16 protein-coding genes are annotated in these 21,110 nt (G+C 44.1%); 11 read left to right on the forward strand and 5 right to left on the reverse strand.

What is annotated here, in order from left to right; all coding sequences use genetic code 11:
• Nucleotides 1-45: 45 nt before the first annotated feature.
• Nucleotides 46-1,032, reverse strand: a complete 987-nt coding sequence (locus OOK74_RS11520; RefSeq protein ID WP_278183414.1) for a sulfate ABC transporter substrate-binding protein — start codon at nucleotides 1,030-1,032, stop codon at nucleotides 46-48.
• A 274-nt stretch (nucleotides 1,033-1,306) separates the two neighbouring features.
• Here OOK74_RS11520 and OOK74_RS11525 point away from each other — a divergent pair, with 274 nt between their 5' ends.
• Nucleotides 1,307-1,522, forward strand: a complete 216-nt coding sequence (locus tag OOK74_RS11525) for a VF530 family protein (protein ID WP_278183619.1) — start codon at nucleotides 1,307-1,309, stop codon at nucleotides 1,520-1,522.
• 49 nt (nucleotides 1,523-1,571) lie between these two features.
• Here OOK74_RS11525 and OOK74_RS11530 read toward each other — a convergent pair whose 3' ends face one another.
• Nucleotides 1,572-2,003, reverse strand: a complete 432-nt coding sequence (locus tag OOK74_RS11530; protein WP_274723098.1) for an EamA family transporter — start codon at nucleotides 2,001-2,003, stop codon at nucleotides 1,572-1,574.
• Nucleotides 2,004-2,146: 143 nt separating this feature from the next.
• On the opposite strand from OOK74_RS11530, the gene OOK74_RS11535 reads away from it, so the two are divergent.
• Nucleotides 2,147-2,698: a sugar O-acetyltransferase gene (locus OOK74_RS11535; RefSeq protein WP_274723097.1), complete on the forward strand. Its 552-nt coding sequence runs from the start codon at nucleotides 2,147-2,149 to the stop codon at nucleotides 2,696-2,698.
• Nucleotides 2,699-2,714: 16 nt separating this feature from the next.
• On the opposite strand, the gene luxN is transcribed toward OOK74_RS11535, so the two are convergent.
• The 3 genes from luxN to OOK74_RS11550 all read right to left on the reverse strand — a co-directional run bounded on the left by luxN (nucleotide 2,715) and on the right by OOK74_RS11550 (nucleotide 7,936).
• Nucleotides 2,715-5,297, reverse strand: coding sequence for a quorum-sensing autoinducer 1 sensor kinase/phosphatase LuxN (gene luxN, locus OOK74_RS11540; protein WP_278183415.1), 2,583 nt, complete (start codon nucleotides 5,295-5,297; stop codon nucleotides 2,715-2,717).
• A gap of 1 nt (nucleotide 5,298) precedes the next feature.
• Nucleotides 5,299-6,489, reverse strand: a complete 1,191-nt coding sequence (locus OOK74_RS11545; protein ID WP_278183416.1) for an acyl-homoserine-lactone synthase — start codon at nucleotides 6,487-6,489, stop codon at nucleotides 5,299-5,301.
• A gap of 85 nt (nucleotides 6,490-6,574) precedes the next feature.
• Nucleotides 6,575-7,936, reverse strand: a complete 1,362-nt coding sequence (locus tag OOK74_RS11550) for an MATE family efflux transporter (protein ID WP_278183620.1) — start codon at nucleotides 7,934-7,936, stop codon at nucleotides 6,575-6,577.
• A 121-nt stretch (nucleotides 7,937-8,057) separates the two neighbouring features.
• Between OOK74_RS11550 and OOK74_RS11555 the strand changes: the two genes are divergently transcribed.
• The 9 genes from OOK74_RS11555 to OOK74_RS11595 all read left to right on the forward strand — a co-directional run bounded on the left by OOK74_RS11555 (nucleotide 8,058) and on the right by OOK74_RS11595 (nucleotide 21,084).
• Nucleotides 8,058-8,894: an AraC family transcriptional regulator gene (locus tag OOK74_RS11555; RefSeq protein ID WP_277206892.1), complete on the forward strand. Its 837-nt coding sequence runs from the start codon at nucleotides 8,058-8,060 to the stop codon at nucleotides 8,892-8,894.
• Between the two features lie 146 nt (nucleotides 8,895-9,040).
• A complete protein-coding gene (locus OOK74_RS11560; protein WP_274723093.1) occupies nucleotides 9,041-10,045 on the forward strand; it encodes a LacI family DNA-binding transcriptional regulator in 1,005 nt (334 codons plus the stop codon).
• Nucleotides 10,046-10,255: 210 nt separating this feature from the next.
• Nucleotides 10,256-11,620, forward strand: coding sequence for a phosphohexomutase domain-containing protein (locus OOK74_RS11565; RefSeq protein WP_274723112.1), 1,365 nt, complete (start codon nucleotides 10,256-10,258; stop codon nucleotides 11,618-11,620).
• Between the two features lie 72 nt (nucleotides 11,621-11,692).
• Nucleotides 11,693-12,685 carry a glycoside hydrolase family 130 protein gene (locus OOK74_RS11570; protein WP_277206894.1) on the forward strand — a complete coding sequence of 331 codons (993 nt, stop codon included), beginning with the start codon at nucleotides 11,693-11,695 and terminating at the stop codon, nucleotides 12,683-12,685.
• A gap of 113 nt (nucleotides 12,686-12,798) precedes the next feature.
• Nucleotides 12,799-13,962: a glycoside hydrolase family 130 protein gene (locus tag OOK74_RS11575; protein ID WP_274723091.1), complete on the forward strand. Its 1,164-nt coding sequence runs from the start codon at nucleotides 12,799-12,801 to the stop codon at nucleotides 13,960-13,962.
• Nucleotides 13,963-14,306: 344 nt separating this feature from the next.
• Entirely contained in the window at nucleotides 14,307-15,596 is a 1,290-nt protein-coding gene (locus OOK74_RS11580; RefSeq protein ID WP_274723090.1) for a carbohydrate porin, read from the forward strand.
• 80 nt (nucleotides 15,597-15,676) lie between these two features.
• A complete protein-coding gene (locus OOK74_RS11585) occupies nucleotides 15,677-17,656 on the forward strand; it encodes a methyl-accepting chemotaxis protein (protein WP_278183417.1) in 1,980 nt (659 codons plus the stop codon).
• Nucleotides 17,657-17,718: 62 nt separating this feature from the next.
• A complete protein-coding gene (gene manA, locus OOK74_RS11590) occupies nucleotides 17,719-18,903 on the forward strand; it encodes a mannose-6-phosphate isomerase, class I (RefSeq protein WP_278183418.1) in 1,185 nt (394 codons plus the stop codon).
• 129 nt (nucleotides 18,904-19,032) lie between these two features.
• Nucleotides 19,033-21,084: a methyl-accepting chemotaxis protein gene (locus OOK74_RS11595; RefSeq protein WP_278183419.1), complete on the forward strand. Its 2,052-nt coding sequence runs from the start codon at nucleotides 19,033-19,035 to the stop codon at nucleotides 21,082-21,084.
• Nucleotides 21,085-21,110: the final 26 nt, after the last annotated feature.

Below are 21,110 nucleotides of genomic sequence, written 5' to 3' on the forward strand. Positions count from 1 at the left end.
ACAATAATGCTCCCTTGGTCACCTATCAATCGATGATGAATTGCCTCAGCGTTGGCTTATTTGATCGAATATCCCACCTTGTGTGAAATGTTTTTCATGGGCATTTGCCCATCCGGAAAATTGATCAATAGTAAATAGTGTTAATTCTGGAAATTGATGGGCATATTTTAAAGCGATATTTTTATCACGGGGGCGATAAAAGTTTTTAGCGGCAATTTCTTGTCCGGCTGGGGAGTAAAGATAGCTAAGGTATGCTTCCGCGATGGTTCGGGTGCCTTTTTTATCAACCACTTTATCGACAATAGAGACGCTAGGTTCGGCTAAGATGGAAATGCTCGGAATGACAATCTCAACATTGCTATTGCCGAGCCGATTAATGGCTAATAACGCTTCATTTTCCCAAGCAATTAAAACATCACCAAGACCTCTTTCAATAAAAGTATTCGATGCACCTCTTGCTCCGGTATCGAGCACTTTTACGTTGTTGTAGAGTGATTTGATAAATTGTTTAGCATAATTTTCGTCATTATTGCTGGTTTGTAATGCATAGCCCCAAGCGGCTAAATAATTCCAACGGGCACCACCAGAAGTTTTGGGATTAGGTGTGATAATATCGATATTTTGTTGGGTTAAATCACTCCAGTCGTGAATGTTTTTGGGATTACCTTTACGGACTAGAAAAACAATGGTTGAGGTATATGGGGCAGAATTATACGGTAGGCGGGATTGCCAGTTTTGGGCGATTTTCCCAGCATTAACTATTGCATCAATATCTTGAGCTAGTGCCAGCGTCACCACATCAGATTCAATCCCGTTCATCACCGAAATCGCTTGTTTGCCAGAGCCACCATGAGATTGATTGATCTTGATTGGTTGATGGTTTTGCTGTTTCCAATAAGCCGTAAACACCGAATTGTACTCTTGATAAAGTTCACGAGTCGGATCATAGGAAACATTGAGCAAAGTGATTTCTTTGGCGGTGACGATGTGAGCAAAAGTGAGCGCAGTGAGTGTTAATAGTAATGTCCGCATATCAAATATCCTTATCGGTAACGGTTTCCGATAAATTAACATGCACTTTATTTATAAATCACAGCTTTTATCTGCTTTCATATTCCTTATAGTTATATATCTATCCGCAAATCTGAGTGAGCAGTGTGTTGTATGAGGTTATTGTGCGAGGAAATATCGCTATCATGGTCATACCAAGCTTGGTTGTCTGGTACAATGCTGGCCATATTAAGCCATCGCTTTCAATGCTGTGCAAAGTATCACGATGGCGCTTACCACTACCGAGAATCATTTGATGCATCAACAAATCAATAATCCGCTGCATGGTTTGAGTTTAGAAAAAATTGTCACACGACTGGTTGAGCATTATGGCTGGCCCAGACTACATCAACAGATTGCGATTAACTGCTTTGCCAACGATCCATCGATCAAGTCATCATTAAAATTTTTGCGTAAAACTCCATGGGCGAGAGATAAAGTTGAGGCGCTGTATGTCAGCACCTTTGTTTAAGTTACTTTTGGCTGAAGTTACTTTTGGCTCAAGTTACTTCAGGCTTAAGCTACTTTTGCCATGCGACTAAGATCACGCCCACGGTGATCAATAGGATACCGAGCCAATTAGTACGGCTTAACTGTTCGCCGAGTAGTAGCACGCCAAAAATGGCGACTAACACCACACTCAGTTTATCGACCGGAGCGACGTTGGATACTTGGCCAAGGCTCATGGCACGGAAATAACACAGCCATGAAGCGCCAGTAGCGATGCCAGATAGCACTAAAAAAGTGAGCCCTTTGGGGGAAATGGCGGAGATCGATTGAAACTGTTTGGTAAAAAATGCGATAGCGCCGACCAGAACCAAGATCACACAGGTACGGATAAAAGTGGCAAAGTCGGCATTAATGGTATTGACGCCAAATTTAGTAAAAATTGCCGTAAGTGCTGCGAAAAAGGCAGAAAGTAGCGCCCAAAATAGCCAAGAGGTTTGAAGCATAAATGGCTCATCCTAACGTGATGCTGCTGACAGCAATCGATTAAAAATAGAAGTTTTTCATCGCGATGTTACGCTTTTATGCTAAATAATACAAAAAGTTAGTATGGTGCCATTAAGGTGGTGATTGTTTAGGATTAATATTAATGACAGAAAAAGAAAAAATGCTCTCTGGTGAGTACTATGATCCCAGTGATGCTGAGTTAGTGAAGCTGCGTCTCAACGCTCGTTTACAAACCGAACAACTGAATCAAACCAGTGTTAGTCAGGCCGAGCAAAGGGTCGCAATCATTAAATCACTATTTGGTAGTACCGGTCAGTCAATTCATATTGAATCGACGTTCAATTGCGATTATGGCGTCAATATTCATGTCGGTGAAAACTTTTATGCTAATTTTGGCTGCGTTATTTTAGATGTTGCTGAAGTGCGCATTGGTAATAACTGTTTTATCGCGCCTCAGGTGGGAATTTATACCGCGACTCATCCGATCGACCCAATCCAAAGAAACAGTGGATTAGAGTATGGTAAACCGGTGACGATCGGCGATAACTGCTGGATTGGAGGTCATGCCACCATCAATCCTGGTGTGACGTTAGGCAATAATGTGGTCGTAGCCTCGGGTGCGGTGGTTACCAAGAGTTTTGCTGACAATGTCGTGATTGGTGGTAACCCCGCAAGGGTGATCAAACGGATCTAGCCTTGCTGGGGTCGTGTTAAGTTAGTGAAGATGTAAAAATTGATTGGTCAGCGCGAGGTGATATTTTATCTGACTGATTTTTATCGAGCCAATGGTTGAGCAATTCACGTAGCGCTTGCAAGGAAGTGGGTTTTTCTAAGCGGCCATCCATTAATTGATTAATCATCTCTAGTTCACGTTCGCCTGATTCACCTGATAGTGCAATGATTGGGGTATCGGGCGAGTGAAATTTAATCACTTGGCTAGCATCAAAACCATTCATTACTGGCATTTGTACATCCATTAAGATCAAATCAATCTGATGAGCTTTAAATATCTCTATCGCATTTTGGCCATTATTGGCTTGTAAACAGTTTACTCCCAATTGTTGTAAATACATTTGTACCAATGCTCGTTGTACTTGCTTATCGTCAACAATCAGCACCGTCGGCACTTGGCGATTGATGGGGATGGGTTGTGGAGTGGTTTCCGTTTGATATTCAGTATTGGTTTGATTTTGCGGCCAATCGTTACAATAGGCGCTTCGCAGTGACTCGGCGCTAGGGGCATTGGGCACAATCGGAAAAAACAGGTGAAATTCAGTAAATTCGCCCAGTTTAGATTTACATTCAATACGACCACCAAATGAGCGCATCACCCGCTGACAATAACCTAGTCCTAAGCCGCTACCCCCTCTTTTCTGGTAAGAGAAAAAGTCGTCGAAAATCTTATGTGAGATGCTTTCGTCAATGCCTGGTCCTGAATCTCGAAAGATCAACACGTTTTCATAGGCTCCGATGTGAGTGGTGATCTCAATTTGACTGTTTGGATAAGCGTCAAAATAATAGGTCGCGTTGCGTATCAGATTGAAAATCACAAAATTAAATAAAGTTTCATTCAGATTTGCCACAAAATCAGCCTGTTGTGGTAAATGAATTCGTTCAATAATCTGCTCATTTTCAAAACCGTAGCGGCTTACCGCTTGGCCGACCGCTTGATGAATTGACGTCATGGCAATCGGTTCATGCTCCGGTGAGCTATCACTGACTTCGCGCAAAATGATGTCAATCAGTTGTCGTCCCCGTTGAATGGCAATTAAGCCATTCTCAATATCCTGCTTGATTTGTGGAGTGGGAGCTTGATGATTGATGTGTTGCTTTACAATTTCAAAATGCAGTTGTACTTGTGCAAGTGGGTTACGCATTTCATGGGCAATCGAGTGGGCCAGCGCTCGACTTTGGCGAATGCGTCGATCGGCTTCAATGGTGCTTTGCACTCGCGTCAATAAAGTCTGTAATGCAGAGATCTCTTCGTTAGAGAACATTTGATTGTTGATTTTATGCTGCGAGACCAATAAATGGGTGACTGACTTACCTTGGCCGAATAATGGCATGACTAAGGCGGTGTTGTTAGCGCTCATCTGGTCATATAACGCTTTGATCGAGCCTTTAGTCGCCAGGTTGTAATCCAATTGCTGGGAAAGCTCATCAAACACCAACACCGATTGGCTCGATGACAGGTAGTTTTCATAGAAGTTTTCATTGTTGTTGCTATTGACCAAGCGCAATTTGTCATCAGGAATTTGCAGTAGGTTACCTAGGCGCTGCATCGCATCATCGATTGAGCGCTTGAAGTCCTCTTCTAGCGCCAAAATTTGCTGTACTGGGGTTTGCTGATTGCGATAGATAAACAGTGAGGCATAGCGGCTGACACGTTTGTAGAGCAGATCCCAAGTAATGCCAATCACGGCACAGATGGGTAGCACAACTAGCCACTGGTAGCTATCGGTGAGAGGAATGAAAATTGCGCCGAACGGTATGGCTAAAATTGTACAAGCTAATAGTGCATTAAGACCAAGGTAAGCAAGGTATTTGCCACTGTAAAAACGCGAGTTGAGTAGGGCGTAACCAACAAACATCATTTCACTGATCGAGAGTGCGGGAGGCAACCAAGTGAGTGAGAAATCGCCCATAAAATAGGTCATGCCAAGGTGAATCGTTGCGGTAGAGAGCATGAACACCAAGATGCCCAAGATCATGTAGTTAGTTTTGGCTAGTGTCAATTTACTGCCATTGGTGCGCATTGCTACGAGGTTAACCAGTGTCAGAACGACAAAACTGAGCAATCCAATAAAGAAGAATGGTGTATGCGGACCAAACTCGATAACGAATTGACTTGGGCCGCTAATTTCAACATGTTCAACGGTTAAACCTGGCGTGAAATTAATATATAGCGAATAGATGGAGAGGCTGACAAAAATCGCTTGTTGCCATCGATAAACCTGACCATTACGTTGCTCGGCCGCAAGCTGGCAAGAGAAGTAGTAAGCAAACGCAAACGCAAAGAAAGAGGCAAGATTGGCAAATTTGGCGGCGAATATACCCGCCGCTGCCCCTAACTCGGGCAGCAAATCGGTATGAAAATAGGCGTTACTGGCGATCCACGCGACAATACACACGGAATAAGCGATGTAAGGCATATTGTGCGTGCCAATGATCGCTTCATTTTTTTGCTTAAGGCGATAGCAATAGTAGATTAGCCACACTGCGACGATGGCAACGGTAGCCAAAAGGGTGATGGCTTTGGCATAGATCAGCGCTTCTAAACGGAGATTAAACATGTTATCCCTTGGCTAATGATGAGTGTTTTTTATGTTCACGAACGGCGCGTTTATATTGGCCAAAATCGATTTGACTAAAGACCTTCGCCATCATGGCAAAATTCCACAAGCCACGATAAGTCTGCTTACCATTGTCATTTAAGTCACAATGCCCAACGTGGAAATAGGCTTTGGGATCAATGGTTTGATAAAAGTTGAGCATAAAAGGTTGTTCGATAATTGTGAGGCCAATTTTATACCCCATCTGATGTAATAGATTCATAAGTTCTTTTTGGGCTAGATAGAGAAAATAGAGTTTTTGTTGCGTATTACCACTAACCGTTAACCGTAGCACTTCACAGACTGCGTGTTGATCAGATAACAGTGATTGGAATTGCTGATCAAAGTGCGGCAGAGAATAACATTTTGGCAGGCTGAGAGGAGAGAAGATTTGTAAACGGGTTAACTCTTGGTAAGCGTGATCGGGTAAACAGTATTGCCACTGTTGGTGGCTAAAGGGCGTCGCGTAGCTTAACCACCGGTGATTGATTGACCAATCTTGGATCAACATTGAAGCGACTAAGATGGGAAATGTTGTATCCTCAGGATGCTTGAGTAAAATAAAATGCTGTCCAGCCGCTGATAGTGACAACAATGGTAGCATCTCATACCATTTTTCACCTTGTATCAAAACTTCAAGATTACTCAGTACAATCGCATCACTGAGCGACATGCCTTGCGGATGGCTGGGTGTTTGTACTAAAAGTTCAGATTGTTCAATGTGCTTAATCACTCCCCCATAGTACGCATCGTCGTTGGCGGGCAGATCCACTTGTAACGGGGAACTCGCATCAATCGGGTATTTGGCTTTGATGGCCGCAATCTCGCATTGACACCAAAATTCCAGCCAATGAACATAGCACTGACTTGCCGCGTTTTCGATTACAGCCCATTCAACAGATGCAGTGTATGGACAACGTTGTATGAGATCGCGATAGTCGATCAAAGTAAATAAAATCGACCAACTGTGCTGTTGTCGATTTGGAAATAGTGCAACCAATTGCTCAATGCGGTAGTTGGTCACGGCTTGAAAAAGTGCACGACGCTCTGATGCTGAATAGTTTTCGATCACGAATGCGATCAGGTCGCGTTGCTGCTGTTCAAGCGCAAGATCTGTCGTTGGTAGCGAAGATAAATATGTTTTTAATTTCATGAAGTTAACCTAGCCTGGTTATATTATCCATTTAACCTATCAACTTAGCGATTATCTGTCATGCACACGAATCAGTTATTGGGAGCTACCTTTCATCGGTTAAATTGCGTAACCAAATATATTGGCGATAGCGTCGCCAGCACAGAGTGAGCTTAACCAATTCCTCGATGATCATCAGCGGATAGACGTAGTGAAAAGGCCAGTGCAAAACAAAGGCAGCGATGACCGAAATCGGCAGCCCTAATAGCCACATGGCTATAAAATCAGTGCGTAAACAGAAAGTATTTTCCCCTCCGGCTCGTAATATGCCGTTAATGATCACCATATTGAGCATCTTTAAGCTGATCACCACACTCAGGATTGTGAGCCCAGGTTGAGAGAGCGGTAAAAATTGTGCGTTATCTAGTGCGAGTAATTTGAGCAGCCAAGGTTGTATGGCGAGTAAAATCGTGGTTGAGATAACCCCGAGCAGCGCAAACATCTTAATAAATATTAAGGAAGTACTACGTGCTTCAGTATAATTTGCTCTACCGAGATGTTGACCAATGCTCACCGAGCAGGCCACCGATAGCCCGAAAAACAGTGCATAGCAGAGTGATTCAAATGGACCAAGCGTGCTATAAACCGCTAGCTCCAGCGTGCCCATATGACCAAAAATCATTTGATAAGCTAAGGTGCCAATCGCCCACAGCAGCGCATTAGCAACGGCCGGAATGGCTAAACGGATGTACTTACGTTTTAACGTGAGCTGACTAGTTTTGAGCGGCAAGGTGGTTTTTAGCCAGTGCTGCCGATAATGAAAGTAGGCGCAGAAAACCATCAGTTGTAGAGCTCGTGCTAGCGTAGTGGCCAATGCTGCTCCGGCAACACCTAACGCTGGCATACCAAAATGACCGCTGATCAGACCATAATTGAGAATAATATTCACCGCAATGGTCATTACCGCAATCAGCAGCGGCGTTAACGCATTATTGGTTGAGCGTAACGTTGACTCAAATACGATCACCAAGTGGGTTAACAGCAAGACGGGTGAGGCATACCACAGATAATCAGATCCAAGTCTGATCACATCCACATCGCTGGTTTGCAGAAGGAAGATCGGTTTGGAAAAGACCACGAACAAGATGCTGACCGGCAGTAGCAGTAACGCTCCCGATTTTATCGCCAGGAGGGTGATGCTTTTCGCGGCAGAGCGATCATTTTTGCCCCAAAATTGGGCGATCAATATTCCGCTCGCGCTGGATAAACCGGCCATGATCATAATCGCTACAAAATGCCATTTAGAAGCCAGACCCACGGCAGCCGTGGCTTCAGTACCAAAGCTGCTCACCATAAGTACATCCGCTAAAGAGAGGATCGCTACTAAGGCACTCTGTAGTGCAACCGGAATGCCAATTTTAATGGTTTGCGCAAGTAGATGTTGATTTTTATCACGAAATTGAAGCATTTTCATCGGGTTTTAGTATCTAAATGAAGGTAATACGCGCACTTTAAGTGACCTTGTCATCATTTTAAATGTGAGATTAAGGTAAAAATCTGTTTGGATCCGTCATGTTGTAGGGAAAGCGATGAATAAAGACTGGGTGGATGAGGTGTATCTTGCCTCTGAGTGTGAAGAGCGTTTCTTGGTCAGATCAGACATCGCCGAGATGAAACAATACGATATTTTTATGGCTGGATTGGCGCATCTTAAACAGAATTATCGAGTTGGACGTGTCAACCCTGAGGTGCATACGGTGTTGGTGACCTTAGATGGCGCAGGCATTTTGACTGTTGACCAAGGTCGTCATGAAATTTTAGCCAATACCATCACGATTTTGCCAAGTGGTCAGCCGTTTCGCATCGAGTTAGCGAACCCACAGCAGCCTTGGAAAATGGTCTGGTTGTTATTAAACGATACCCTTAGTTGGAAAAACTTATCGAAAATTAATGGTCCAGTGATCCATTTTGATGGTTGTGAATCGATTTGGTCGCTGGCTTCACTACTTCACCGAGAAATCGGTGGGCGTTCAGCGTTTCGCACTATGATGCTGAGTGAATTGGTCAAAGTGTTGTCCGATGTCAATTCCAATATTTCCGATACCCATATGCGAGTGCTGAGCGTATTTAACAGTGTTGAATCACAATTGCATCTCGACTGGAAAATATCCACCATTGCTGAGCGCAGTTTCATTAGTGTCGAACAATTAAATCGGGTCGTGAAACAATTGGTGGGTATGTCACCACGTGATTATATTGTGGCATTGCGCATGAAAAAAGCCGTCGATTTATTGAGTAATAAAGATTGGTCAATTGCGATGATTGCCCTGCGACTCGGCTATCAAGATCCGAACAACTTTACTCATCGCTTTAAAAAATTCTATGGGCTCTCGCCGAGCCAACATCGAGCGATGAGCAAATTGTAATGCCCATAGTTTGCTTAACTTGATGATCCACAGCTGTTTTTTTTGATATGGCTTAAAAAACTCACCTTTTCTCTTGAGTGAATCCCTCATCAATGCGAGACTTTCTTAACGTTACGAATTTGAATATGGCGATAAGTTGAATAATTATGTCGAAAGCGACTCTGAAAACCATTGCTGAATATACTGGGCTGTCAGTGACGACCGTCTCTCGCGCGCTTAAAGACGGCGATGATGTGAAGCAGCCAACCAAAGATAAAGTCAAAGCGGCGGCGGAAAAGCTCGGCTATCGTCCCAATCTTTCTGGATTAGGTTTGCGTACCGGCATTAATTACAACATTTGTGCAATATTACCGGTCACCAAACCAGGAGATATTGTCGGTGATGTCGGTAGCTTAGCGTTAATTGCCGGTTTAACCGCAGGGTTGGAGGGGACACCATTTCATCTGACCGTGTTACCCCTTGAACCAGGACAAGATCCGCTGATCCCAGTTAAATATGCGGTTGAAAATAACTTAGCGGGCGGGATTATTTTTAACTTGACCGAAACTCAAGATGAACGGGTGACTTATCTGCATGAGCAGGGCATTCCGTTTGTCACTTTTGGTCAGACCGAGATGAGTATTGAACACGCCTATGTGGATATTGATAACTATGATATTGGTTATCGAGCCGCCAGCTATTTGTATAACAAAGGTTGTCAGCGTATTCGTTTGCTGAGTTCCTCACATATTTACACCTATGCGTGGCACAAGTATTACGGTGTGAAGCGCGCTTCAATGGAGTTTGGGATTGAGTTTTGTAAAGACAGCGACATTATTTTCGATACCGATGTTGATAACTATCGTGATTATGCGCGTCGTTTAATGGCTGGGGAAAATCCACCCGATGGTATTATCTGTGGCTCAGAAATCAGTGCTTGTGGCATTGTGGCGGGCATTCAGGATGCTGGTAAAAAGATCGGCCAAGATATTGATATTATCGCGGTAGAGACGTGTGATTTACCGAGCTTTTTTACCCCGCCGATCCCTGGATTGCGCCAAGATTTTCATCGTATTGGGCATATGCTGTCGCGTTATATGGTGAAATATCTGGAAGGTGCCGATCCCAAAACGTTACGTTACATTGAAAAGACCACGTTCTACCCACGTTAGAATGACTCAATGTTATTGAGTACAAATCGTAACCTTGTCATTTACTGCTGATGATCAACGCCAGAGTTCAACCTCTGGCGTGGTTTTTTGAACGCAGCCCAAATTCAAAACTCAATCCGCATCACACTTATCACGCAAATTTCCAACTTGTGCTTGAAATGACGACCTAAAGATTTAAAAATGGCAACGTTACGATTTTTGGAGAAAATCATGCAGGATTTAGTGAAGGCATTTAAGGCTTATGACATTCGTGGCCGCTTGCCAGATGAGTTGAACGAAGAGATTAGCTATCGCATTGGCCGTGCCTATGCTGACTATTTACCCGCGAAAAAAGTCGCGGTGGGCTACGATATTCGCCTAAGTAGTGAAGCGTTGGCCGCTGCCGTGCGGCACGGCTTAATTGATGGCGGGGTTGAAGTGGTGGATTTAGGCTTAGTCGGTACCGAAGAGGTCTACTTTGCCACCAGTCACTTAGCTTTAGATGGTGGCATTATGATCACGGCAAGCCACAATCCGAAACAGTATAACGGCATGAAGTTAGTGCGCGAGTTATCTAAGCCTATCAGTGGTGATAGCGGATTGAACGATATTAAAGCCTTGGTGGCGAGCAAGTCTTATATTCCCTCTCAGGATCTCGCTTTGTATGAACAAAAATCGCAACGTTACGATATCTCACGAGAATATACCCAACACCTACTGAGTTATCTGAACCGCAGTGCATTACGCCCTTTGCGTATTGTGGTGAATGCGGGTAATGGTGCGGCAGGGCATATGATTGATAATCTAGAAGCTCATTTACCATTTGAATTTATTAAGATTAATCATGCCCCAGATGGCAATTTTCCAAATGGCATCCCTAATCCTTTGTTAGTGGATAACCGTCAGTCGACCATCGATGCGGTGATTGAACATCAAGCCGATTTTGGTGTGGCGTGGGATGGTGACGTCGATCGCTGTTTCTTGTTTGATGAAAATGGTGATTTTATTGAAGGCTATTACATTGTCGGTATGTTAGCGCAAGCGTTTCTTGCTAAAGATCCTCAAGCCAAAATCATCCACGATCCTCGTTTAACTTGGAACACGATTGATCTGGTTAAGCAAGCAGGTGGGGTGCCTATCCAATCGAAGACGGGCCATGCCTTTATTAAAGAGCGGATGCGTCAAGAAGATGCCGTCTATGGCGGTGAAATGTCTGCCCACCATTATTTCCGCGATTTTGCTTATTGTGACTCAGGAATGCTGCCGTGGTTACTGATTGCCGAGCTGGTTTCTGTGCAAGGTTTGAGCTTGTCGCAGTTTGTGATGAAAGCCAAAAGCCATTATCCGATTTCGGGTGAAATTAATCGTCAAGTGGATGATGCCAACGCCGCCGTTGAGCGGGTATGGAATGCGTTTATTGATCAGGCACTAGTCACCGATATTACCGATGGAATTAGTATGGAGTTTGCACAGTGGCGCTTTAATCTGCGCTCATCCAATACCGAGCCGGTCGTGCGTTTGAACGTAGAATCCCGAGCGAACCCATCTTTAGTTGAAGAAAAAACCGCGCAAATTTTAGCATTATTAGAAGCTTAAGACCGATCTGCCATCGGTGCCTGCTAACCATCACGCGGTTATGTGGGATTAAGCAAAAACTTGGAGTAAAACATGTCTGTAAAAATTATTGGTCAAGCAATTCCGAACATGCCTTGGCAAGATCGCCCACAGGGTGAAGAAGGGGTGATGTGGCGTCACAGTAGTAACCCAATTATTGATTGGAACCCATTTCCAGCGGCAGCGCGAGTTTATAACTCGGCGGTGGTTCCGTTTGAAGGCGCTTTTATTGGGGTATTCCGTTGCGATTACAAAAATGGTCGCCCACATTTGCATGTTGGTCGCTCACAAGATGCTTTAAATTGGCAATTTGACCATGCGCCGATCCAATGGCAAGACAAGCAAGGTAACCCATTCCAACCTGCTTACGCCTATGATCCCCGAGTGGTTAAAATTGAAGATGTCTATTACGTCACTTGGTGCACCGATGATCATGGTGCGACCTTAGGCGTCGGTATGACCAAAGATTTCAAAACGTTCACTCGGTTAGAAAATGCCTGTGTACCGTTTAACCGCAATGGCGTGTTGTTCCCGCGTAAAGTGAATGGCCAATTTATGATGCTAAATCGTCCTTCTGATTCAGGTCATACCCCATTTGGTGATATTTTCCTTAGTCATTCCAATGATATGGAGTATTGGGGTAAACATCGCCATGTGATGGGTAAAGGCGGTAATGGCTGGTGGCAAGGTACCAAAATTGGCGCAGGTCCCATTCCGATTGAAACCTCAGAAGGTTGGTTGATGATCTATCACGGTGTGTCTGGCACCTGTAATGGCTTTGTCTATAGCTTTGGTGCGGCTTTGTTGGATATTGATGAGCCATGGAAGGTGAAATATCGCACTCGCGATTACATTCTCACCCCTGAAAAATCTTATGAAACGACTGGTTTTGTGCCTAATGTTGCATTCCCATGTGCTGCGTTAGCCGATTCAGCTACAGGGCGAATAGCGGTTTATTATGGTGCTGCCGACACCTATTCCGCAGTGGCTTATACCACGATTGATGATCTGATGACGGAGCTAACAACCAAATCAGAAGTGTTCTAACTTAGGTGCAGATTAAGAGTGAAGTTGATTGATTTCGTAACGTTGTTATTTTTGTTTGCTTCACTCTTAATTCGCTAAGTGATCAATATCAAATAAGATGATTAAGGCGATATATGTCAATTTTCAAACAAAGAATGGCACAATTAACCGCAGAGTTTGCCACGCATACCCAGTATAAAAACACTCCGGTTACACCGGGGAATGGCGTATTTTTTCGTTATCAAAAACCCGTATTAACCGCACAGCATGCTCCACTGGCATGGCGTTATGATCTTAATTCTGAGAGTAATCCATTTTTAATGGAACGTTTAGGAATTAATGCAGTATTAAACCCAGGGGCAATTGAATTAAATGGTAAGTTCTATTTAATTGCCCGAGTTGAAGGTTATGATCGCAAATCATTTTTTGCGGTGGCAGAATCCGACAATGGAATTGATGGCTTCACTTTTTGGGATAAACCGTGTGTGATCCCTGAAACGGATGAGCCGGATACCAATATTTACGATATGCGTTTAGTTAAGCATGAAGACGGCTATATTTACGGTTTATTTTGTACTGAGCGTAAGGATCCGCATGCGGCTCCCGGTGATGAATCGGCAGCTGTGGCACAATGCGGTATTGTGCGTACCACCGATTTAAAAACCTGGCAGCGTTTGCCCGATTTAAAAACCCGTTCTGCCCAGCAGCGCAATGTGGTGTTGCACCCAGAATTTATTGATGGCCAATACGCACTGTATACCCGCCCGCAAGATAGCTTTATTGAAGCAGGCAAAGGCGGCGGCATTGGCATGGGGCTGACCGTCAGCATGGATAATGCGCAGGTGGAGATCGAGCATGTGATCGATCCGAAAACCTATCACACCATTAAAGAGTCGAAAAATGGCCAAGGGCCGGCACCGATCAAAACCGAGAAAGGCTGGCTGCATATTGCTCATGGCGTGCGTAACACGGCGGCGGGATTACGCTATGTGTTGTACAGCTTTATGACCTCATTGAGCGATCCGAAACAAGTTATTCATCGTCCTGGCGGCTATTTTCTCGCTCCTGAAGGCGTAGAGCGAGTGGGGGATGTATCGAATGTGGTCTTTTCTAATGGCTTAATTGCACGTGATAATGGTGAGGTTTTTATCTATTACGCCTCTTCGGATACTCGTTGTCATGTATTAACGACCACGGTCGAGCAATTAGTCGATTATGTGATCAATACTCCAGAAGATCCATTGACCTCAGCACAATGCGTTGCACAGCGTATCGCGTTAATTGAAAAAAATCACTAATGACGAGAGATAATAATAATCTAATTTCATTTTGTTAAGATTATAAATAAAAGAGTGCCTGACGGCGCTCTTTTTTATGCATTAAAATTGTGATCGAAATAATAAATTAGCCCTACATAGAACGAGAATAATGGCGATGGAGAGTAGATTGTTACCCAAAAAGATAATGGGATCTCAAATATTGCCTATTTTTTATTTTGCTCTAAAATTAGTGATCAAAATCGTAACGTTACCATTTGTTGGTTTGCTATAGTGAGCTGGTCCTTGGTGAGGTACCGTAATTAAAGGGATTTTACTAAGTGGGTATTTAAACTTTTTGTACAGTAACGATAAGAAGAAGCACTATGGAACTTAATAAATTAACGAAAGGTATCATTCTTGGCTTAGTGGTAGCCTCTGCTCCTGCGCTGGCGTTAGACACTTCTGCTGAACTACACGGTTACTTAAAATCTGGCTTGCTACTGAACTCGGATGGCACACGTAGCCAAACGATTGGTTTGCTGACTAAATATGGTTCATTCCGTTTAGGTAATGAGCAGAACACCAAAATTGAACTGTTACCAACGGTGAAATTTACTACCGATGAAGGAGCATGGGCGAAGTTTCGTGCCAACTTGACGCACGAAACCAACTGTACTGCCGACTGGAACTGTGTGGATGGCGATGGCCATGACATCCAGTTCCGCGAAGGTTTTGTGGAAATGGGCGGCTTTGCTTTCTCACCTGAAACGGTATTTTGGGCCGGTAAACGCTACAGCTCTTCGAATACTTCTAGCCATCAATTTGACTGGGAGTACATCCAATATAACGGTACCGGTGGTGGTATCGATAAAATCGATGTTGGCTTTGCCAAAATGGATGTCGGTGTGTACGCCTTTACGCCAAATGGTGAAAACGGTGCCAATCCAGATGATAACTCGACTCAAGGCTACCCTGAAGATCTCTCACTCAACGTTTGGTTTAAACAAATTGCCGGAACTGGGCTTGATGTCCAATTGGTCGGCCACACCATGGAGAAAAGCTCTTGGCGTCAAAATGCGCCGACCGATGGCTTTGGTCTAACTGCGGTATATAACCTAGGTAGTTTTTATGGCTTAACCAATGGTTATTCACGCATTACCGCGCAATACGGTGAAGGCATGGCTGCGGGCGATTCGCTGGGCAAAAATGGTTGGGGTTATGGTAATGCCAAAGATGCTAAATCGGCTCGAATTGTGTTTGATGGTCTCGCTAACCTGAATGAATCATGGGAAGTCTCTACTTTTGCGTTCTATCAGAATGACTCTGATTTCGCACCGTGGGCAGGAACCGTGACTGGCATCGATCGTGACATTTTCGCGATTGGGGTTCGTCCACATAACCAAATCACCAAAAATTTCGCCATGCAATATGAGCTGGGCTACGAGCATGTCAAAGAAGATACCGCAGGTGGTGCGGATGGTGGTCTGTATAAAGTGACGATCGCGCCGACCTTAATGCTGGAAACCGGCTTCTGGGCGCGCCCACAACTGCGTGCTTTTGTTACCTACGCCAAATGGGATGATGAAGCAGCACAAAAAATTGATAGTGGCTACACACGCAATGGCGACACTGACACGCTGAACTTTGGTGTGCAAGCGGAGGTGTGGTTCTAACCCGTTTGACCCCAATTTATTGTCCTTACTTTGGAGAGAGCACCTTGCTCTCTCCCTTTCCCAGCCGTAAAGGGAAACTTATGAAAGTTGTTACCCAAATTATTGTGGCTTTTGTCAGCGTATTGATGATTTTTTCATTGACTAATGCGCTGACGCTTTATCGTGCGACTTCCGCGAAAGACAGCTTAGCGGTAGTGATCCAGCACTCGCAAACCTTAAATGACATTTCTAGTCAACTACAGCATCGTAGCCAAGCGCTCGATCTGCAATTAGCCAGCTTGCTCGCATTGCAACACTCGCGTGACTATAGCGATACTGTGTTGGCACTCAACGACCGGTTACAACAGTTGCAGCAAGAGGTGGCACAAGCCATCCGCTTATCGATGGTTGAGCCTCATCAATGGCAACCTTTGCTGGCTGCATTGGCGATAACTCTTGAGCAATTGCAGCAGCATAAGCAGATCATTTTACAGCAAGAGCAGCGTATCACCGCCGATCGCCAAGAGTTGGACAACTTAGTCGTCTCGGTCGATATCACCTTAAAACGAGTGCTCAGCAATGTGGGCGCGGATGAGTTTTTACAAAAAGATATTGAGGCCTATTTAGAAAAACGTAATGCGGCGATTGCGCTGGCAAATCGCATGTTATTTATTTATCAGCGCCAACCCGCACAAGTGATTGTGCAACAACTGCAACTATTACAGCGCACATTAGCCGAGGAGGAGCTCTATCTACATGAGGAAATTCCAGCCTTAAGCAAGGAGCTCGATTATCAAGCGGCCAATGCCAAACTGAATCAATTTCTATTTTCTGAGCAAAGTCTTGCCACGCAAAAAGTCGCATTACTGAACGAATATCAACAACTGAGCGAGCGACAAGGGCATTATCAACAGCTTACCCAGCAAATCGCGCAACAAATTAGCCAGGTTGCCCACTATGTCTTGGCCAATAATCATACGGTGCAAGCGGATGTTACCGCGGTATTAGATGCGATAGTGACGGTACAATGGATGACTTTAGCGGGTTCAGTGCTGGTGCTGGTTGTGGCGGGTTCGGTATTGGCACTGCACATTCAGCGCCCGATTGGTTATCTACTGAATATTCTTCAGCAACTGGTTGACGGTAATTATGCCCAGCAGGTCACGACCACTGGTTGGAGCAGTGAATTTAGACTGCTTGCTGAGAAATTAGCTAAGGTGATGCAAGTCAACCGAGCGCTGATCGATCAGGTGAAAACCAATAACCATGATCTTAGCCTGCAGAGTGAACAAAACTCACGTGCGATTGATGAGGTGTGTCAATCTGGTCAGCAGCAAACATTGGCGATGCACAGTATTTCAACCGCGACCGAACAGTTAGCGACCATCAGTGATCAGACCGAGCAAGCGATTGCTCAATCAACCTGTCATATCCAACAGATCAGCAGCATTGTTGCCACAACACTCAATACGGTGGGTCAGAATGTGTCTGGCAACCAGCAGTTAGATCAGTTCATCGCCCAAAGCTCGCAGATCATCGCTGATGTAGCCAAACGAACCGCAGATATCAGCCAAATCATCAGTGTGATTGAAGATATTGCCCATCAAACTAATTTGCTGGCTTTGAATGCGGCGATTGAAGCCGCCCGAGCGGGTGAACATGGCCGTGGCTTTGCGGTAGTGTCGGATGAAGTGAGTAACCTTGCCAAACAGACCACCCATTCCACGCATAAGATCCAAACCTTAATTGAAAACCTCCAGCAAGCTAGTGCACAAGCGGTACAAAGTATGTCGTTTTGTTCAGAGCAGATGCACAGCAATACCCAATATTTAGCTGCCACCAAAACCGCGATTACCCAAATTGATGATCATGTTTTCAGCCTAGTGCAAGAGACGGATAGCGTTAGTCGATCGGCGGCTGAACAGCATCAATCTTGTGCGCATATTGCCAACTCAGTAACCATGGTAGTGGCCACTCTAGAGGGCAATATTCATGCGTTGCAGCAGGTCAATCAACGGAGTCATCATTTGATGGCGTTATCGCAAGCCCAGCAACAAGAGCTGGATAAATTTGTCACTTAGCTACGGTGTTTTTTTATTTAAGATTTTGATTAATAGTTATTTTTTATATTGAGGAGAGTAAGATGATTGAGATTAAAGGCGCGATTAAACACTATGACTGGGGTGGTTATTATTATTTGCCGATGCTGCTCGATAGTCAGGATGCTCGCCAGCCTTTTGCTGAACTGTGGTTGGGGGATCACTTAGCGGGCTCCTCAACCTTGGTTGATGGTTCGCTGCTCACCACTTGGATCGATGCGGCGCCAGAATATCGTTTAGGTAAGAAAGTGGTTGAACAGTTTGGCTCCCGTCTGCCCTATTTACTGAAAGTGCTCGATGTCCGTGAGCCGCTTTCTATTCAAGTTCATCCAACCCAAGCACAAGCTAAACAGGGTTTTGCGCGTGAAAATCAGCTGATGATCGAGAGTAGTCGTCGTAACTATAAAGACAATAATCACAAGCCTGAGCTGATGTTGGCATTATCCGACTTTTATTTATTGCATGGATTCCGTAACGTTACGGAAAGTATCGCAGAGTTAAAAAAATACAAATCGACGGAAGCATTAGCCGATGTCTATCAACAACGGAGTTTAAAAGAGTTTGTCGCGGCGATTTTTGCGCTATCACCGAGTGAATTACACCGCTTAGTCTCACCAATCATTGAGCACTATCGGTTAGCTTATCAACAAAATGAGATCTCAAAATCTCAATCACTGTTTTGGTTTATGCGTGCGGCATTACGCGCTGAGCGCCAGTCGCTGGCGCATGATGCTGGTTTGATCATGATCTTTATCATGAACCTGATGTATGTCCCGAAAGGATCAGTCGTCTATCAAGCTGCCGGGGTGCCCCATGCGTATTTGGAAGGGCAAAATATTGAATTGATGGCCAACTCGGATAACGTGATCCGAGGCGGACTGACCGCTAAGCATGTTGATGTCACTGAACTGTTGGCGATCACTGATTTTGAACCGATCACGCCTGCTGCTGTTCTTGGGGTTGCGACCAATGATGGTGGGATTGAATATCGAGTACCCGTCAAAGATTTTCAGCTACGTGAATATCATTTAGCTAAAGGTCAAACCCTCACCACGCCTGATGAACAAGGCGCTTGTATTTGGTTGGTATTATCCGGTGAAGTGCGGTTAGCCAACCAACAACATTATTCTGGTGCGGGCAGCACGTTTTATCAGCGTCCTGAAGAGGTGAATATTATTCACGCTCAATCAGACACATGGCTGTACCGAGCTTCTGCGGTTGTTGAATAAACGCATCTCTCAAATAAAAGTAGTGGCTAGACCGGAATTGTCCGGTCTTTTGATGTCATTTATTCCCCTCACAACTAGCCGCATTGTCGTCAAGTGGTTTAGTGGATTAATACCTAAGGTTATATCGGCATGAAATTATTATCATTTATATCTATTAAACATAGAATTTTATTATTAATTTTTATTCCTTGTCTGGCTATTGTGGTTTTTTCTGGTCAGCGTCTTAGCATGGCAATTCATACTAAAAATACTATGGATGATTTAGCTATTGCGATTGAATATGTACAGGTCATCGCGCCTGTATTGCCGGCATTGACCCAAGAGCAGAACATAACTAAACAATATGTATATGCTGATCAAACCAATCAGGCAGATATTTTTTATTCGAATATGTTGAAGGCAAGAAAAGAAAGCGATCAATTTATTATTGAATTAATGGCATTTATCGAGCGTGAACAAAAAATCCTGAAAGTGATTTTTGAGGATAATACCTTAGAGCAGGTGAATAGTAAGCTACTGCAATTAAAATTAATTCGTCAAGTTGCAGATCAGAAATTAGCCAGCTCAGATGAATATCGAGCAGCATTTGATGGTAATACGATCTGGACTGGAGTGGATATTGCTAGGTTAGCCGAGAGTTTACTTAAATCTATTTCTAAAATTGCAGTATATGCAAGTCAGGATCAGCAGCTGGCAAATTTAGCTAATGCTTATTACTTTTTATTGGAGGCTAGCAGTGCCAGTACTCAACTCAATGATCAAATTGATCAGGCTCTTTCACAACCTGTTGGTGGTTATCAATTTGGCCAGTTGATGCATTATCGAGCGATAGAGGATGCGTATCGCCATCAATTTATGGAGTATGCCACTGATAATATAAAAGATCTTGTTACACAACAGATGAATAATGCAAACACCTTAGATCAGGTAATTAAAACTTATTGGGATGTGTTTAATTTATACGCAGTGCTTGATAAGCAATCTTTAGTGACCAATACTGATTGGCCCAATGCAAAAAATCGAGTAGCAAATGCCTATGCAATTATCAAACAATTTGTTTTACAACAATTACAGCATACTCGGGATAACAAACTTAATCAGGCGAATAATGAAGTTTTGCTAGTTAGTCTTAGTAGCATTGCTTTATTGATGTTTATTCTTGTTTTTTGTTGGCTAGTCATGAAAAGCATGACTAAACCACTGAGTGATTGTGTTGAGGTTATGAACGAATTTGCTGATAGCAAAAATATGTTGTTAAGTTTAAATGAACAAGGTAATAATGAACTCTCTTTATTAAGTCAATCATTTAATCGCCTCGTTGCTAATTTTAATCAAACCTTAATTTCAGTTCAGGAGCAGGTGTATCAGACCGATAACATGGCGGATAGTTGTGTTGAAAGGATGACCAGAGCCAATCAGTTAACTCAAAATCAACTGCAATCCACCGATAGTATTTCCGTCGCTATTCATGAAATGAGCACCACTATTGAGGAAGTTTCCGGAATTGCACAGCGAACGGCTCAAGGGGTACAAAATGCGCATCAAGTCTCATTAGATTCAGAGCAAAACTGGCAGACGAGTCGCGCATTACTGGAACGATTACTGACGGAATTGGGTGGTGCCGGGCAGGCAGTATTAGCCCTCAATCGTGAAGCGGAGCAGATTAGCTCAATTTTAGATGTGATTCAGAGTATTGCAGAACAAACCAATCTATTGGCGCTCAATGCCGCGATAGAAGCCGCCCGAGCTGGTGAATCGGGACGAGGTTTTGCTGTAGTGGCGGATGAAGTACGCAATCTGGCTAAACGTACCCATGATGCGACATTACAGATCCGTAGTCAGATTTCGCAACTGATTAGCGGTGCGAATACCGCGAGTCAGACGATGAGTGGTTTGCAACAAGAGGGGGCGACCAGTGTTGAGCTGGTTATGGAAACGGCCCAATCGTTTACGGTACTACGCCAGGAACTGGATAGCATATTAGAAATGACCACGATGATTGCGACGGCGTCAGAAGAGCAGGCCGCAGTATCGGGTGATATTAATGAGCGTATATTAGCGGTGAAAGACGACTCGGCACAGCTATTGGAGCAAGCCAAGCAAACCAGCGAGACACTGAATCAACTCGCGCAACAAAGCGGTGGCTTAAAGCAAGAAATTCAACAGTTCAAATTGCACTAATTTGGTATATAGCGTGTTTATGGTGT

The organism is Vibrio misgurnus (assembly GCF_029635775.1).
Taxonomy (GTDB): Bacteria; Pseudomonadota; Gammaproteobacteria; order Enterobacterales; family Vibrionaceae; genus Vibrio; species Vibrio chanodichtyis.